The organism is Halobacillus sp. AWH4_228 (assembly GCF_056158365.1).
The window spans coordinates 3219097-3234325 of sequence record NZ_JBSWTE010000001.1; the positions used below are offsets into that span (position 1 = coordinate 3219097).

The window sequence follows — 15229 nt, forward strand, 5'->3', positions numbered from 1 at the left end:
AACATGAAACAACAATCGACCAGAAGTCTCCTCTTAGGGGCCGCTTTCCTTATGGCGACCTCCGCCATCGGTCCGGGATTTCTAACACAAACGACACACTTTACCGAACAGCTTGCTGCGAGTTTCGGTTTTGTCATCCTCATATCCATCATCATTGATATTGGTGCGCAGTTGAACATCTGGCGGATCATCGCCGTTTCGGAAAAACCGGCACAGGATATAGCGAACAGCCTCCTGCCGGGTCTCGGCGTTTTCTTATCCATTCTCATTGTAGCCGGAGGTCTCGCTTTTAATATCGGTAACATTGCCGGTGCCGGACTGGGGACCAATGTCCTCTTCGGCATCTCCCCTGAGATGGGTGCTCTGTTCAGCGGTATTGTAGCCGTCGCCGTCTTCCTCGTTCGGGAAGCTGGAAAGGTGATGGACCGGTTCGCTCAAATTGCCGGTTTTATCATGATCGCTCTTACCATCTTTGTTATGTTCTCAGCCAACCCGCCTATCGGGGAGGCGGCTGCCAAAACATTCGCCCCGGATACGATTGATTTCCTGGCGATTATCACGCTTGTCGGTGGAACCGTCGGTGGATATATCACGTTCGCAGGGGGCCACCGCCTTCTTGACGCCGGTGTAAAGGGACAGGAATCTCTGGGGCAGGTAACGAAAAGCTCCGTATCGGCGATCGGAATCGCTTCCGTTATGAGGATTTTCCTTTTCCTCGCTTCTCTTGGAGTGGTCGCTTCCGGTGTCACCCTCGATCCATCCAACCCGCCGGCCTCTGTATTCCAGGCCGCAGCAGGAAATGTCGGATATAAGATTTTCGGAATTATCATGTGGGCGGCCGCTGTTACATCAGTAGTCGGTGCCGCTTATACGTCCGTATCCTTCATCCGTACATTCAGTAAAACCATCGAGAAGTACCACAAGTGGTTCATCGTCGGGTTTATTGTCATTTCCACCACGGTCTTTGTTTCCATCGGGAAACCTGTCAAAGTTCTGATTCTTGTCGGGTCTTTGAATGGTCTGATCCTTCCGATTGCTCTCGGGGTCATGCTTGTGGCCGCCTATAAAACAAAAATCGTCGGCGATTACAAACATCCGCTCTGGCTTACGATCTTCGGAGCCCTCATTGTCATTGCAATGGCTTATATGGGCGGTGTATCCTTGATTCAAGGTATTCCACAGCTTTTTGAATAAATAGAAAAACGGGCGGTCCACTGGGTTCCGCCCGTTCTTTGTAACCAGCTGCTGGTTGGGAAGCGGCATCAAAAAAAGAAAAGGAGAGGATGTTATGAGCGAACGTGAAACGTGGGCAAACGTAGATGAATACGTCATCGACCGGCTGATTCCTGAGGATGAGGCAATGGCTTCCATTACAGACTTGAATGAAAAAGAAGGCCTGCCTTCCATCGGTGTCTCCGCTGCGCAGGGAAAAATGCTCTACCTTTATGTCAAAATGAAAGCAGCCCGCAGAGTGTTGGAAATTGGAACGCTTGGCGGATACAGCTCAATCTGGATGGCCAAAGCACTGCCGGAAAATGGAGTGCTCACCACTCTTGAGTTTAACCCAAAGCATGCCGAAACGGCTTCCATCAATATGGAAAACGCTGGTGTGAAGGATAAAATCTCCATTCACGTCGGGCCTGCTCTCGAGACGCTCCCTATGCTCGAGAATGACGAACCCTTCGACTTTATTTTCATCGATGCCGATAAGGAGAACAATCCCCACTATATCGAACACGTATTGAAACTGTCCAAACCAGGAACAACCATCCTGGTCGACAACGTCATTCGGAACGGTAAAATCCTCGAGGAAAACAGCGAGTCCCAAAGTATCCAAGGAATCCGGCAGATGTTCGACCTTCTCCACAATCATCCGCGTCTGGAGAGCACCGTCTTCCAGACAGTTGGAAACAAAGGGTATGACGGTTTCCTACTTGCGGTGGTCGAATCATAACGGACTTTCTCCTAACTATAAAACCTGAAAGATGATCGATTGACAGCGGTCATCCTTCAGGTTTTTTTCGTTTCACCAGCAAACAGTTTAGGAAAAGCGCAGGTGGATCACTGTCCGGTCGTCAATCGGAAGCTGGTGCTTCTCTAAATAGGAAGTAAGATCGCTGATATAGGAGCGGATCCCCTCCTGCTTCATTCGTCTGCATGTCTCTTCCAAAGAAAGTTCAGGATGGAATAAACCGTCACTTACAAGCCATAGATCCTCGAGCCCTTCAACTGGATAGGAGCCTGAATCCAGATGGGTCATCACCTCCGGCATACCGTTGGCTACCGTATAACCTCCTGGTGTGTTAGCCAGGCCCCGGTTATACTGAAGCTTATGTAGAAGCACGTCATAATACGGCTCTTCCTTGACCTGCAGTCCATTTCCTCTGTCTTTCTCTCTTTTCGATTTTGCACGGGCGCTGATTCCTGCGACGGTATCTGTCGTGAGGACATGAACAGCCCCCTTTTTATCACCGGCCATAATCATGCAATCTCCCAGATGAGCATAGTGGAAATGCCTGTGTTCCAATTTAATCGCAGCGACACACGTCGACCACCGCTCCTCTCCTCTGGACGTATCCACTCCGGCAGAAACCATCTCTTCAAACAAACGGGTGTTGGCTTCCTCCACTGTTCTTTTCAAGGAAGCATCACCGTCCATGTTCTGCATGTGTTCCCTGAAACGATGGGCTGCAAGATAGGCGCCGTTATGACCATCCTCATCTTCAAACGAAACAAGTGGCGTAGCTCCATCAAACACGCCGAAAACACCGGCGGCCTCATGAAGAACATAGGCATCTTCGCTTTCTTTTTTGGCGGGACTTTTCAACTGGACAGCTTCTACCTGATACTTCATAGGTCCACCGTTTGTTTGACCCAGTCTTTTTTAAGCATGCCGTAGACCACATGATCTGTATACTCATCATAGAGGAGGGCGGCGCTGCGGATGAGTCCTTCCTCTACAAAACCGAGACGCTCAGGGACAGCCCTGCTTTTTTCATTCTGCTCCGCCGCACGGATCTCGATCCGGTTCATCCCAAGCGTATGAAAGGCATAATCGAATAATACCCGGCAGGCGCGTGTCAACAGACCTTTCCCTTTAAATTCCTCTCCCATCCAGTAACCGATGCTGGTCCTTTTGTTGTTGTAATCCAGTTCGTGGAAATCAACGATACCGGCGATCCGCCCTTCCCAAAGGATACAGACCGTCCAGCCGTTATGTTCCGCATATCTCTTTAGGCTGCTTTGGATAAACCCCCGGGTATCCTCCACCGTCTTCGTGAAATCAATCCACGGAAGCCACGTTCGAAGGTGATCCCTGGATTGGTCCGATAATTGAAAGAGTTCTTCAGCGTCTTCGTGTCCAATTAATTTCAATGACAACTGATCATCAACTGTATAGGTAAACAAGATAAAAGCCCCCTTTATTTCTGCGTGTCCTGTGTATTCGACAAGTTTCCAATTGATTCCTCCCTGTCCTTGGATCAGCTTCAAAAAAGGGACCGATTCTCAGAGGCACCTTTGAAGATCGGGGAAAATAGAAAAGCTGCCGGGGATTTCCCGACAGCCTTAAACCGGCATTATGGCTTAAGTACAAGCTTTCCTTTCGTTTTTCTCCCCTGCATCAGTTCATGGACTTTGGCTGCTTCCTCCAATGAATACACACCGCCTACCGTCAAATTTACATCGCCGGTATTCACTAGTTCCAATAAATGGTGAAGGCTTCGTTTGAACATTTCCGGTTTCTTTATAATCTGCGGAAGGAAGAAACCGATGACGGATAAGTTTCGGTGCATCAAGCCGGAAGGATACATTTTTGCCGGATCTCCACTGGCTACCCCATACACGACTACACGACCGAACGACCGCATACACTTCACCGTTTCGTGGAAAATGTCTCCTCCTGCCATTTCCAAAGCAACATCGACCCCGCGTCCGCCCGTCATTTCAAGAACATCGTCCCGCCAGTTTTCCTTCGTATAGTCCACCGCTTCATCGGCTCCAAGTTCAAGAGCCAGCTGCCGCTTCTCCTCTGTACTTGCCGTTGCAATGACTTTCCCTGCACCAAACTGTTTCGCCAGCTGCACCGCAAGCGATCCTACCCCTCCTGCTGCTGCATGAACAAGCACCGTTTCTCCGTGCTCCATCCGTCCCATCGTCGTTAAAATGTGATAAGCAGTCAGTCCCTGTAGAGGAATGGCCACAGCCGTTTCATCGTCCACCTCTTCAGGAATCGGAATGAGGGAGACAGCCTTCGCTTTCGCATACTCCGCATACCCACCGGATTCAATCAAAGTCACGACACGGTCCCCTTCGTGCACATCCTGGACGTCAGATCCAACAGCCTCCACAACCCCGGCCACTTCAGCACCAGGGATAAATGGGAGAGGTGTCGGAACCACATAGGCCCCCTCTCTACGGGCCGTATCGGCATAGTTGACACCAACAGCCGATACTTTGACCAGCACTTCATCCTCAGCCAGGGACGGCTTTTCAATGTCCACTTTTTCAAGGACGGATGGACTTCCATATTCTTTAAATTGAATAGCTTTCATCATTCTTCCCTCACTTCCCTGTAAACTGTGGTTTCCGCTTTTCCTTAAATGCAGCCACACCTTCTTTATGATCCATTGTTTCCACCATCATCGTTTGAGAAATCCGTTCCTGCTCCAGGATAGCGGCAAGGTCGGATTGATCGGCTTGATCCACAATTTTCTTCATCATACCGATGGCCCTCCCCGGCCCTTTAGCCAGACGAAACGCATAATCCATCGCTGTCTCTTCCAGCTCACCAGCTGGAATCACCCTGTTGACGAGGCCCCACTCTGATGCTGTCTCGACTGGAATCGGTTCGGCAGTAAACAGCAGCTCTTTCGTCCGGTAGGGACCGATGAGACGGGAAAGAAAATAGTGACCGCCGCCATCGGATATCAAGCCGACCTGCGCAAAGCTCAAAACAAACCGACTTTCTTCAGCTGCCAGAATCTGATCACAGGCAAGAGCGAGGTTGAACCCTGCTCCGGCCGCATACCCATGGACGACCGCTACGACCGGCTTCGGTACATCTTTGATCTTCAGAATCAGTTTATTCAACTCACCGACATGATCATACAAATGCTGGGCCGAAGCTTCGCCCATGCTTTTCACATCGCCTCCTGCCGAAAAAGACCGCCCTGCTCCGGAAAGCGTAATCACTTTCACTTCCTCATTCCTGGAGGCCTCTTCCAAAGCTTCCATCAAACCACCGATCATTTGGTCAGAAAAAGCGTTCAGACTTTCCGGACGGTTCAGGACACAGGACATGACGGGTCCATTGATATCCACAGCTACATGCTCATTTCCTAATTTCATCTTCATCTCTCCTTTTAAACTTTATAGTGACCGGATTCTACCATTTGTTCAGCAAGGCGGCGGTTCCGATCCAGGCTTCCTTCAAAGGAATACACACTCAACAGGGCTGCAGCACTCCTCAATGCCTTCGTCCGTTCTTCTCCTTTAAGGAGAGAAGAAAACAAGCGGCTCACAGACAGGCGGACATTTTCAACGGACCTCTCAATGACGGTCTCAGCCAGCTGCAGGTGAAGACTTGAGGTTCCACTGCCTTTTTTGGCACGAAGAACGGTAGATTCGGAGCGGTAGATTTCAATGGCTATGTCTGCCAGTTCCATCAATATTTCCTGTTCCTCTTTCATAGCGGATCCATGAATTTTATAGGCAGCTCCAGCGGAAACGAGATATAAATCTTTACACAAAGCGACCGCCTCTTCGAGCTTCGGCACAGGACCCTGCTCCCGTTTGTAACCACCTGTTTTCAGGGATTCATCGGCTTGTTTCACTAAGGTATGTGTATCTATTTCCGCTTTTCCGGCTGTTTGGAAAAAGGCACCCGGGATGAGGAGACGATTAATTTCGTTGGTTCCTTCAAAAATGCGGTTGATGCGCGCATCACGATAAGCCTGTTCAACCGGATATTCCTTGATGAACCCTGCCCCTCCGTGAAGCTGAACCGCTTCATCGACGACACGATCCAGTGTTTCAGATCCGACAATCTTGCAGATGGCTGTTTCCATACGATGCTCGTTCATCGCTTTGGACACAGCTTGTTTGTCTTCTGTATCATAGTGGTCCGCGAGTGCTGATTCAATATGACCCGCTGTCCGGTACATGACCGATTCAGCCGCATATAAGTCCGCGGCCATCCAAGCCAGTTTCTGCTTACTTGCCCTGAAATCTGTGATCGCTTTTCCAAACTGCCGACGCTCGGAAGCATGAGCAAGAGCGAGCTGAAAGCTGTACTTTGCCGCACCAAGTGTAGCAAACCCTAAATTAAACCGGCCGAGATTCAACACATTCAACGCAATCAAATGCCCCCGGCCGACGTCCCCCAGAAGATTCTCCACCGGGACCTGACAGTCTTCCATTACAACTGAACAGGTGGAGGATCCTTTGATTCCCATTTTGTCTTCTTCCGGACCGATCGACAGCCCTGGAAAATCCTTTTCTACGATAAAAGCTGTAAAATGCTCTCCATCCACTTTCGCGTACACGATGAACGTATCGGAAAACGCAGCATTCGTTATATAGATTTTCGTTCCATTAAGCACATAATGCGATCCGGTGTCGTTCATGACAGCTGTCGTTTTTGCGGATAAAGCGTCCGATCCTGCTTCCGGTTCTGTCAGGCAGTAGGCACCTATAAAAGCTCCAGAGGCAAGTTTCGGCAGGTATTTCTTCTTCTGTTCCTCCGAACCGAAGTAAGTAATGGGCAGAGTGGCGATACACGTATGATTGGAATGGGCCACACTGTAGCCGCCGGCGCTCCCCAGCGCTTCTCCCACGATGCCTTTGCTGATTTTATCAAGCCCGAGACCACCGTACGTTTCCGGAATGCTGTGAGCCAGGAGCCCCAGCTCCCCTGCTTTTTTCATCTTCCGGGCAACGAAGTCATAATCGCCCCGTTCGATGCGTTCCCTATATGGACGCACCTCTCCTTCAATAAACTGCCGGGCGGTCCGGCCGATCATCCGGTGCTCTTCCGTCTGATCTTCCGGGGTGAAAACCGCCTCCGGATCAATATCGGAAGTGAGGAATCGACCACCTTTCCATTCATCTTTAACTGGATGCATAATACCTCTCCTTCACTTGTCCTGTTATTTTGTCGTAAGCAAGAACCGCTTCAACCACTCCTTCCTGTGCAGCGAAGTCGATTTCCACAGGATCGAGACCATGTTTCATTAACCAGTTTCCAATCCGGCAGGAACGAAGCAATTCCCGGCCCTCACCACCGCCCTTATAAAAATGCAGGGATGTTAACGCCCCATCTGAAAGCTCCCAATGTCCATCCTGCTGCATATGATGGACAAGACTTCCAGCTCCATAAAAATCCTCCATTGTAAACAAACCGCTTGATCCAGAGCAGATGATCACAATCGTTTCCCCGCCGTGAGATTCGTTCAGATGCTTGGCTGTTGCCGGGTTGTTGAGCAGCGATGAGGCATAAAGATCTGCCGCTTGTTGAGCCTTGTGAAGCGCGACTGTACCATTCGTAGTTGTCAAAATCAGATGTTTACCCGCAACAAATGGTTTCAGCTGATTTCGTAAAGGCGGATAAAACCCCTCAATCGTCCGCCCTTGATCCTCGCCGGCAAGAAGAAAGGGCTGGTCAAATGCCTCGGCTGTTTTCCGAGCTTGCTCAGGACTGTAAACAGGGAGCACAGACAACGCCCCATCAGCAATCGCGGCCGTCATTGTCGACGTTGCAAAAAGCACGTCAAAAACCACAGCTGTTTTCCCGGCCAGCTTTTCAGGCTGGATGTCTTCCTTTTTGAAAATGACTTCGATTTTCCCCATACCTACAACCCTGCCGTTTCTTCCGCATGATGAATCAAGTTATTGACAAAATGATTCATTTGAGCAAATCTTGGATCCTCTGTCTGACCATTTTTATACCGGAAGTAAATCTGCTGGATAATTCCAGCCAGCTTAAAGTAAGCAAATGTCAAATAAACATGGATGTCGTCGACATTCCGGCCGCTCCTTAAAGAGTAAGCGTTTACAAACTCATCCCTTGTAAAAAAGCCATCCTTTACTGTGACCGGCGGTCTGCCCAGCCCTTCCTGCAGCATCGGTGGATCATCGGATTGGATCCAATAGCTGAGCGCTGCTCCCAGGTCTGCAAGCGGATCTCCAACCGTTGTCATTTCCCAGTCAAACAGCCCGACCATTTCAGCATGGTTCTGCCTGCTGAACATGGCATTGTTCAACTTGTAATCATAATGAATGACAGAAGCTCCCCCGGATAAAGGGATATGATCCAAGAGCCACTTCTTCAACCGTTCACCTGAAACAACATCGTCCGTCCGCGAACGGTCGTACCGTTTGATCCATCCGTGTACTTGACGCTCCATAAATCCATCAGGCTTCACCATATGGACGAGTTCTGTTTTCGAATAATCCACAGCATGAAGTTCGGCAAGCTTGTCCACCATCGTCTGTGAAACCCGCCGTCCGAGCTCCGCATTTCCTTCTACTCCTTCTGGAAACTGTTTATCATAGACGATTCCTTCTCTGCGTTCCATTATGAAAAAAGGGGCTCCGAGCAGATCACCAGATTCAAAGAGAAAAGGTCTCGGAGCCAGTGGATAAACTGGATGCAGCGCCTGGAGCACGTTGTATTCCCGCTCCATATCGTGGGCCTTTGGAGCAACCGGCCCAAGCGGCGGACGCCTCAGCACAACCTTCCAGTCTTCTCCCGCAGAAAGCTCATACGTTAAGTTGGAGTGTCCGGCGCCGAACTGTCTGATGGTAAGCTCCTCGCCCGGCATGTTCAAACGTTCTTTCAAAAAGGGAATCAATATCTTATAATCCAGCTCTTCACCTTTACGCACTGCCTGCGTATCTTTCGTTTCGGCCATCCGACCCCTCCTATTTCACAACGGGCTTATGCTCCTCCAGACGCTGTCTCATTTCGTCTGTAAATGGCAGACTTCTCTGTTTTTCAAAATCGAACTGCACGATGACTGAACTTCCCTCAGCCACGACTTCCTGTGAATCTTTCTCCACCATCTCCTGTATCAGATGAAAACTGGAGTTTCCGATTTTCGCTACGCTGCTCTTTATGATCAGTGTCTGATTGAAGTACACCTGCTTAAGAAAGTCACATTTGGCAGAAGCCAGAATAAAATTCCACTCCTCCCCGACAAGCTTCAGTTCTTTGAAAAATCGAATGCGGGAATCTTCCATGTAAACAAAAAAATTGCTGTTGTTCACATGACCGAGCATATCCGTCTCACAAAATCGTACCGTTACTTCTATCTCGTGCATGCCCTACTCCTCCTACTGATTCACCTTCGTTTCATACGTATAAAAGCCCTTCCCTGTCTTCCGGCCCAGTTCACCCGCTTCCACTTTCTCCGTCATCGTTCTTGGTGGAAGGTTTGCAGGATCGCCGGTTTCGTTGTACTGCTGCTGCATCACATAACAACCGACGTCGATGCCTGACAAGTCCATGAGCTCGAAAGGACCAATCGGATGACTCAATGCCTTGCGGGTGATTTTATCAATATCCTTGAAGTCCGCGTATCCACCTTCATACAGGCTCACCGCCTCTTTCTGGATCGCAAAAAGAATGCGGTTGGCGATAAATCCTGATATCTCTTTTTCCAGTAAAACAGCCGTACGGTTCAACGCCCGGCAGACGTCCATAGCCGATTCTGCCGTCTCCTGTGATGTATGCTCCCCTTTGACCACTTCCACACAGTCCATAACGAGGGGAGGGTAAAAGAAGTGCATGTTGCAGACCTTATCCGGACGTGAAACCACATCAGCGATTAATGAACTGACCATTGTAGAAGAGTTGGTAGCCAGCACGGTATGAGAAGGGACAATCTCATCAAGCTGGGCAAATACTTCCCGCTTCACATCCAGCTTTTCCACAACGGCTTCGATAACAAGGTCAGCCTCCCCCGCCGCTTCCCGCAAGTCGGTCGTAAAGGAAAGACGCTCAAAGGCTTCCGCTTTTTCCTGTTGAGAAATTTTGTCCTTGTTCACCCATTTCGCCATGATCTGATCCAGCTTGTCCTTCGCTTGTCCTAAAGCATCGGGACGGACATCCTGCACGTACGTATCGAAACCGGCAAGGGCTGACAGCATAGCGATCTGATGTCCCATACTCCCCGCTCCAATTACTGTGATCTGTTTCATCTCCATGCGATTCCTCCTCTATAAACTTGACACGCATCCCTTTTATCGGATGGGCGTCTGTCCTTTACAAAACAGCTCTTCTCAGCACGAAGCATGCATTCCGCCATCAACGACGAGCACATCCCCTGTCACATAATCAGACGCACGGGAAGCCAGGAAAAGAGCCGCTCCTTTCAAATCCTCTTCGGACCCGAAACGGTTGAGAGGGGTGCGGTCCAGAATGAATTCTCCTCCCTGTTCCAGTAGTCCTTTCGACATTTTGGTAGGGAAAAATCCAGGAGCCAGGGCATTCACTTGAATATTGTGGGCTCCCCACTTTACAGCAAGGTCTTTCGTGAAGGTGATCACAGCCCCTTTACTCGCGTTATATCCGATCGTATCCATGAATCTGGGATCTGCCCCGCCAAGTCCCGCTACAGAAGCGATATTAATAATCTTGCCTGACTTTTGATTCACCATGACCTCTCCGACCTTCTGAGACATTAAGAACGTCCCTGTCACGTTGACATTCATTACTTTTTGGAAGGCTTCCAGCGGCATTTCCAACGTTGGCGCCCCCCAGCTTGCCCCGCTGTTATTGACGAGAATATCGATGGTGCCGAACTTTTCCACCGTTTTTTGAACGACATGCTCGATGTCTTCGACGTTTGTTACATCACAACCATAAGCGGCAGTCTTGACTCCGTATTCTGCTTCAAGCTGCCGGGCGGTTTCCTCACATGCCTCTCGTTTCCGGGAGCAAAGGACAAGATCCGCCCCTGCCTCTGCAAATCCTTCGGCCATCTGTTTTCCAAGCCCTCGTCCCCCACCGGTTACGAGCGCCGTCTTCCCCGATAGATCGAACAACTCCTTCACATGCATCAGCTCACTCCTTAATAGTTCAGTTATGTAACATACCAAACGGTTAGTATGTTTTCATTCTACTCCCATTATTATGAAAATTCAACCAAAAAATGAATGAACATTCACCTTTCATACGTGTGCATGAGAAGGGGGCTGTCTCTTTTATATAGAAGAAAAAACTAAAAGAATGCCAGTGTACGCTGGCATTCTTTAAACGGAAGGTCTTCCTTGTATATGCAGGCTGTAGCTGCCGTTTTCCTTCCGCTGTCCTATACCTTATGCATCCGCCTCTTCCCACGGATTGGCCATTGTCCTATATCAGGCTCTAACAGGACGGAAGCACAGCCCTTTTTTCCAGTCCGGAATAGACTATAAGAGATCGAATAGAAAGGAGGATACTGCCTTTGAAACACGATTCTTGCAGTTGCTGCTCCGTGACAAGGACGGTGGCAGCCATCATAAAAGCCCAGAAAATAGTAGCCGGTCGTCACTCTGAAACCAGCTGCCGCACATCCATCGCAGCTCTGCGCGGTGATCATCAGCATCGACAAGGAAATACGACCATTCCGTTTATGTTGTACTGCAGAGATGGACAACGCTTCTGTGGTAATGGGATCAAAGAAAAGGAGGGCAGCTATATATGCTTTACATCTTGCATATTCAAAGCGGTCAGACTCTCCCCCGACCACTCCTGTGCTGTTCTGGAGCTGCTGATTCCACACGAAAATCCTTCCTGTCACAGCTCTTCCCACTCCTATACAGCATCCGGAACATGTATGACAGTCGACCTTTCATGCTTCAGCTCGATCCGATGTTTAGGAACCACTACTCCAAGGAAAACATGGTAGACGTGGATGAATAGATCGGCACCAGTCCGGAAAGTTGTTTTATTTCCTTATTCAGCCGCCTAAAGATGGAAAATATAAGGGATACCTTATATAATAAAAGTATCTATGATGCTCTCCGGATTTTATGAGAGGCTCAAGTAGAGAGAGGAGCTTCCCCATTGAAAGCCAACCTAGCATTTCGAGAATTTCTATTGAAAAAAGCATCGATTCTAACGGAAGAATGGTATAATTCCCTCGATCAAAGTTCGGTTTCGGGCGTCTATGCCTCCCGTGATCAGGCAACCATTGAAAATTTGAAATCCCAAAACTTTGCATTTCACAAACATCTGGCCGAGATCTTCACTCTGGATAAAGAGGCCTTTCTCGCTCACATGAATGACTGGATCGTGGAAATTGGACGGGACCCCCACCATCTCGAGACTCCTACACATGAAATCATGCGGGAATTCATGCGTGTTCGTATCCAATACTTGGATTTCCTCAAGGAATTCATTGAAACCCAGGATGTCGACGTAGACAGGGATAGAGAAACACGCTGGACCCGTCTCCTGGTGGATGCCTTCGATCAGATCATGTATCAGGTCGTCGAGGAAAAATCCAATTACTTGAACCGTACGATTGAAAAACAGCAGTCGACCATCAATGAATTGAGCTCTCCATTGATTCAACTGTCGAATGAGCAGGCGCTCCTGCCTCTTGTCGGGAACATTGATACCGACCGGGCCGCTGCGATCCAGGAGAATATACTGAGAAAATGCACCGAGCAGGATGTAGACTTGCTGTACATAGACTTGTCAGGAGTCTATCTCGTGGATACGATGGTTGCCCAGCAGATTTTCCAGCTGATTGACAGCCTCCGCTTGATCGGAGTATCTTCAACGGTCGTCGGCATCCGTCCGGAAATTGCACAGACCGCCGTTTCCCTCGGCCTCGACTTCAGTCACGTCACGACGACCGCGACGTTATCGCAGGCGATGGCCGGTCAAACCTTTTAAAAAACCAGCTTCCTGTTCAGACAGGAAGCTGGTTTTTTAGTTCGAAGATCATGCGCTCCAAAAACGGAAGGGTATCTTTCTTCCCTTTCCACACCTTTTGAAGCCAGGCAGACTCCTCTTCTAATAGGTGAATAAGAACGTTTACAGCTGTAGGATGCTCCCTCAGAGACAAGTGCTGGTAAACCTTTTGAAGTTTCTTTTTAACCCCGGCAGGCAGGGACTGATCTGCCGTTTTCAATCCAAGCTGCGCACGATCGGGAGCATAATGCTGGAGAAGAACCTTCGCTGTATTCAAAGCCAGGTCATTCAACACTTTACATGCCCACATATCATTTCCACGATCGGAAGCTTTCTTATACTGCAGCAAAAAGAAGGTGACATCATCAACCGCATCCTGAAAATCACGTTCATCTAAATAAAGCTGCTGTTCCTGTTGATGCCTTTCCATTCGCCCTTCAGGATCGTACAGTACACGGACGTAATCCTTATGGATCAGTGTTTCTTCTGTAACTGTAAATAAATCCACGTGGAGGAGATTATCATAAACCGCAATCACCTGAGGAGCAATGATGAAGATTTCATCATAAAACAAAAGAGGTTGATAGCATAAAAGGTGCGTTTTTCTCTTCTTTAAAAATGCATGCTCCTCCTCTTCATCCACAAGGACGTAAAGATCCACATCGGAATGGACATCTTCTTCCCCTCTGCCCATGGACCCTTTTAAAAAGACAGCCTTTACGAGTGCATCTACTTTCAAGCTTTCCAACAATACCTCTACAGCCTCTCCCTGTCTCATCGCCAGCCCTCCTGTAAAATGCGTTTCCAACATCATACAGTTGTTGAAGTTTAAAGTAAATGACCACAGGAAATGGGAGGAATAACAGGCCAGTCCTATATCCTATGCGCCTCCTTGATCAGAAGGGCTCTTCCTTATTCAGTCATCCGAGCCACCATGTGTTCCATCTTTAACTGGAACGTTTTTTCCTTATCCCTGACTGTTCCAACACATTTTTCATTTACATAAAAAAACAGGCTGCCGAGAGAATATCCTCGACAGCCTGAAAAATTGATCTCTGTTTATCGGGTTTGACCGTTTCCTTTCATAAGGAACTTGATCGTCGTCAATGCCGGCAGCCCCATTGGTCCGCGGGCATGAAGTTTTTGCGTGGAAATACCGATTTCCGCCCCAAATCCAAGGGCCCCGCCATCTGTAAAGCGTGTGGATGCATTGTGATAGAGAGCCGCTGCATCAACAAGCGCAAAGAAGTGATCGGCAGCTTTTTGGTCTTCTGTGACAATGGCTTCCGAGTGCTTCGTTCCATACGTTTCAATATGCGCGATTGCATCTGTCAGATTGTCTACAGCTTTCACCGCTAGATCTGTGCTCAAATATTCTTCAGCCCAGTCTTCTTCTCCAGCTGGAACAGCGCCTGGAATCGTATCAACGATGTGCTCATCGCCATGAACAGCAATATTGTTCTTTTTCAATGCAGCGATTAAGGCATCTTTATGCTCTTTCAACCAGTTTTTGTGAACAACCAGCGTTTCTGCTGCGTTACAGACAGCCGGACGATCGGTTTTTGAGTTGATCAAAACGTTCAGCGCTTTTTCCACATCCGCCTGCTCATCAATATAGATATGGCAGTTGCCGACACCTGTTTCAAGAACAGGGACCGTGGCGTTTTCTACCACAGCCTGAATCAATCGTCCGCCTCCACGTGGAATCAATACGTCGATGTGCTCTTTCATTGTAAACAGCTCGTTTGTAGCTGCACGATCTGTAGAAGCGATGAACTGTACAGCTTCCTTAGGCATTTTCGTCTCTTCGAGTCCTTTGTGAATGACATCTACAATAGCCTCGTTGGAGTGGATGGCAGACGAGCCACCTTTCAGGACAATCGCATTGCCTGATTTCAAAGCGAGTCCGGTAGCATCGACGGTCACGTTCGGACGTGCTTCATAAATCATACCGATCACACCGAGGGGAACGGTCACTTTTTCTACCTGCAGTCCATTTTCCAGCGTCCAGTCTGTCAGGACCTGCCCTGTTGGATCTTCCAGTTCTGCAACGTCACGAAGTCCCTGGGCAAAATCCTCCACGCGTTCTTTGGACAAGGAAAGACGGTCCATAAACGCATCAGTGAAGCCTTGCTCACGTCCATTGACCAAATCTTTTTCATTGGCCTGCAGAATGCTTTCGTATTCACGTTCAAGTACATCAGCCAGATGAAGCAGCGCTTCATTCTTTTCTTCTTTTGAAAGGATCATCAGCTGTTTGGATGCTTTTTTCGCTTCCATTGCCTGAGCTTCCACATTTACATTCATAGTTACAGTCATCAAAGA

The 15229-nt window shown here is 48.8% G+C and carries 16 protein-coding genes; 4 read left to right on the forward strand and 12 right to left on the reverse strand.

Translation table 11 applies throughout. From position 1 onward, the window contains the following. The first annotated feature begins 3 nt into the window (after nucleotides 1–3). Both ACXADP_RS16805 and ACXADP_RS16810 read left to right on the forward strand, forming a co-directional pair. A complete protein-coding gene (locus tag ACXADP_RS16805; protein WP_474967568.1) occupies nucleotides 4–1194 on the forward strand; it encodes an NRAMP family divalent metal transporter in 1191 nt (396 codons plus the stop codon). A gap of 94 nt (nucleotides 1195–1288) precedes the next feature. Then, nucleotides 1289–1954: an O-methyltransferase gene (locus ACXADP_RS16810; RefSeq protein WP_474967567.1), complete on the forward strand. Its 666-nt coding sequence runs from the start codon at nucleotides 1289–1291 to the stop codon at nucleotides 1952–1954. Nucleotides 1955–2041: 87 nt separating this feature from the next. On the opposite strand, the gene ACXADP_RS16815 is transcribed toward ACXADP_RS16810, so the two are convergent. From ACXADP_RS16815 to ACXADP_RS16860, 10 genes are all read right to left on the reverse strand, one after another. Then, nucleotides 2042–2854, reverse strand: coding sequence for a protein phosphatase 2C domain-containing protein (locus ACXADP_RS16815; protein ID WP_474967566.1), 813 nt, complete (start codon nucleotides 2852–2854; stop codon nucleotides 2042–2044). Next, nucleotides 2851–3408: a GNAT family N-acetyltransferase gene (locus ACXADP_RS16820; protein ID WP_474971961.1), complete on the reverse strand. Its 558-nt coding sequence runs from the start codon at nucleotides 3406–3408 to the stop codon at nucleotides 2851–2853. Before ACXADP_RS16820 ends, ACXADP_RS16815 begins: the two co-directional genes overlap by 4 nt. Before the next feature lie 170 nt (nucleotides 3409–3578). Then, complete coding sequence (locus ACXADP_RS16825) at nucleotides 3579–4553, reverse strand: quinone oxidoreductase family protein (protein WP_474971962.1); 975 nt, start codon at nucleotides 4551–4553, stop codon at nucleotides 3579–3581. Between the two features lie 10 nt (nucleotides 4554–4563). After that, nucleotides 4564–5349, reverse strand: coding sequence for an enoyl-CoA hydratase/isomerase family protein (locus ACXADP_RS16830; RefSeq protein WP_474971963.1), 786 nt, complete (start codon nucleotides 5347–5349; stop codon nucleotides 4564–4566). Between the two features lie 14 nt (nucleotides 5350–5363). Further along, complete coding sequence (locus ACXADP_RS16835) at nucleotides 5364–7124, reverse strand: acyl-CoA dehydrogenase family protein (RefSeq protein ID WP_474971964.1); 1761 nt, start codon at nucleotides 7122–7124, stop codon at nucleotides 5364–5366. After that, a complete protein-coding gene (locus ACXADP_RS16840) occupies nucleotides 7111–7848 on the reverse strand; it encodes a 2-phosphosulfolactate phosphatase (RefSeq protein ID WP_474967561.1) in 738 nt (245 codons plus the stop codon). The genes ACXADP_RS16835 and ACXADP_RS16840 overlap by 14 nt, the downstream gene beginning before the upstream one ends. A gap of 2 nt (nucleotides 7849–7850) precedes the next feature. Continuing rightward, nucleotides 7851–8912: a phosphotransferase family protein gene (locus ACXADP_RS16845; RefSeq protein WP_474967560.1), complete on the reverse strand. Its 1062-nt coding sequence runs from the start codon at nucleotides 8910–8912 to the stop codon at nucleotides 7851–7853. Between the two features lie 10 nt (nucleotides 8913–8922). Continuing rightward, nucleotides 8923–9321, reverse strand: coding sequence for an acyl-CoA thioesterase (locus ACXADP_RS16850; RefSeq protein WP_474967559.1), 399 nt, complete (start codon nucleotides 9319–9321; stop codon nucleotides 8923–8925). A 12-nt stretch (nucleotides 9322–9333) separates the two neighbouring features. Beyond that, on the reverse strand, nucleotides 9334–10206 hold the full coding sequence (locus tag ACXADP_RS16855) for a 3-hydroxyacyl-CoA dehydrogenase family protein (RefSeq protein ID WP_474971965.1): 873 nt from the start codon (nucleotides 10204–10206) through the stop codon (nucleotides 9334–9336). A gap of 75 nt (nucleotides 10207–10281) precedes the next feature. Then, nucleotides 10282–11061, reverse strand: a complete 780-nt coding sequence (locus tag ACXADP_RS16860; RefSeq protein ID WP_474971966.1) for an SDR family oxidoreductase — start codon at nucleotides 11059–11061, stop codon at nucleotides 10282–10284. A 428-nt stretch (nucleotides 11062–11489) separates the two neighbouring features. On the opposite strand from ACXADP_RS16860, the gene ACXADP_RS16865 reads away from it, so the two are divergent. Together ACXADP_RS16865 and ACXADP_RS16870 are read left to right on the forward strand one after the other, a co-directional pair. Beyond that, nucleotides 11490–11891 carry a CotY/CotZ family spore coat protein gene (locus ACXADP_RS16865; protein WP_474972324.1) on the forward strand — a complete coding sequence of 134 codons (402 nt, stop codon included), beginning with the start codon at nucleotides 11490–11492 and terminating at the stop codon, nucleotides 11889–11891. A 158-nt stretch (nucleotides 11892–12049) separates the two neighbouring features. After that, nucleotides 12050–12886, forward strand: coding sequence for an STAS domain-containing protein (locus tag ACXADP_RS16870; protein ID WP_474967556.1), 837 nt, complete (start codon nucleotides 12050–12052; stop codon nucleotides 12884–12886). A 16-nt stretch (nucleotides 12887–12902) separates the two neighbouring features. Here the strand turns inward: ACXADP_RS16870 and ACXADP_RS16875 are convergent, their stop codons facing one another. Further along, the gene (locus ACXADP_RS16875; protein WP_474967555.1) at nucleotides 12903–13682 is read right to left on the reverse strand and encodes a nucleotidyltransferase domain-containing protein; all 780 of its coding nucleotides are present in this window, start codon (nucleotides 13680–13682) and stop codon (nucleotides 12903–12905) included. 281 nt (nucleotides 13683–13963) lie between these two features. Beyond that, complete coding sequence (locus ACXADP_RS16880; RefSeq protein WP_474971967.1) at nucleotides 13964–15223, reverse strand: glutamate-5-semialdehyde dehydrogenase; 1260 nt, start codon at nucleotides 15221–15223, stop codon at nucleotides 13964–13966. Nucleotides 15224–15229 lie beyond the last annotated feature (6 nt).

Excerpts from the sequence above, each read along its gene's own strand:
- ACXADP_RS16805 (WP_474967568.1), top strand. The coding sequence starts at position 4 with ATGAAACAACAATCGACCAGAAGTCTCCTCTTAGGGGCCGCTTTCCTT.
- ACXADP_RS16810 (WP_474967567.1), top strand. The coding sequence starts at position 1,289 with ATGAGCGAACGTGAAACGTGGGCAAACGTAGATGAATACGTCATCGAC.
- ACXADP_RS16815 (WP_474967566.1), bottom strand. The coding sequence starts at position 2,854 with ATGAAGTATCAGGTAGAAGCTGTCCAGTTGAAAAGTCCCGCCAAAAAA.
- ACXADP_RS16825 (WP_474971962.1), bottom strand. The coding sequence starts at position 4,553 with ATGAAAGCTATTCAATTTAAAGAATATGGAAGTCCATCCGTCCTTGAA.
- ACXADP_RS16830 (WP_474971963.1), bottom strand. The coding sequence starts at position 5,349 with ATGAAATTAGGAAATGAGCATGTAGCTGTGGATATCAATGGACCCGTC.
- ACXADP_RS16835 (WP_474971964.1), bottom strand. The coding sequence starts at position 7,124 with ATGCATCCAGTTAAAGATGAATGGAAAGGTGGTCGATTCCTCACTTCC.
- ACXADP_RS16840 (WP_474967561.1), bottom strand. The coding sequence starts at position 7,848 with ATGGGGAAAATCGAAGTCATTTTCAAAAAGGAAGACATCCAGCCTGAA.
- ACXADP_RS16845 (WP_474967560.1), bottom strand. The coding sequence starts at position 8,912 with ATGGCCGAAACGAAAGATACGCAGGCAGTGCGTAAAGGTGAAGAGCTG.
- ACXADP_RS16850 (WP_474967559.1), bottom strand. The coding sequence starts at position 9,321 with ATGCACGAGATAGAAGTAACGGTACGATTTTGTGAGACGGATATGCTC.
- ACXADP_RS16855 (WP_474971965.1), bottom strand. The coding sequence starts at position 10,206 with ATGGAGATGAAACAGATCACAGTAATTGGAGCGGGGAGTATGGGACAT.
- ACXADP_RS16860 (WP_474971966.1), bottom strand. The coding sequence starts at position 11,061 with ATGCATGTGAAGGAGTTGTTCGATCTATCGGGGAAGACGGCGCTCGTA.
- ACXADP_RS16875 (WP_474967555.1), bottom strand. The coding sequence starts at position 13,682 with ATGAGACAGGGAGAGGCTGTAGAGGTATTGTTGGAAAGCTTGAAAGTA.
- ACXADP_RS16880 (WP_474971967.1), bottom strand. The coding sequence starts at position 15,223 with ATGACTGTAACTATGAATGTAAATGTGGAAGCTCAGGCAATGGAAGCG.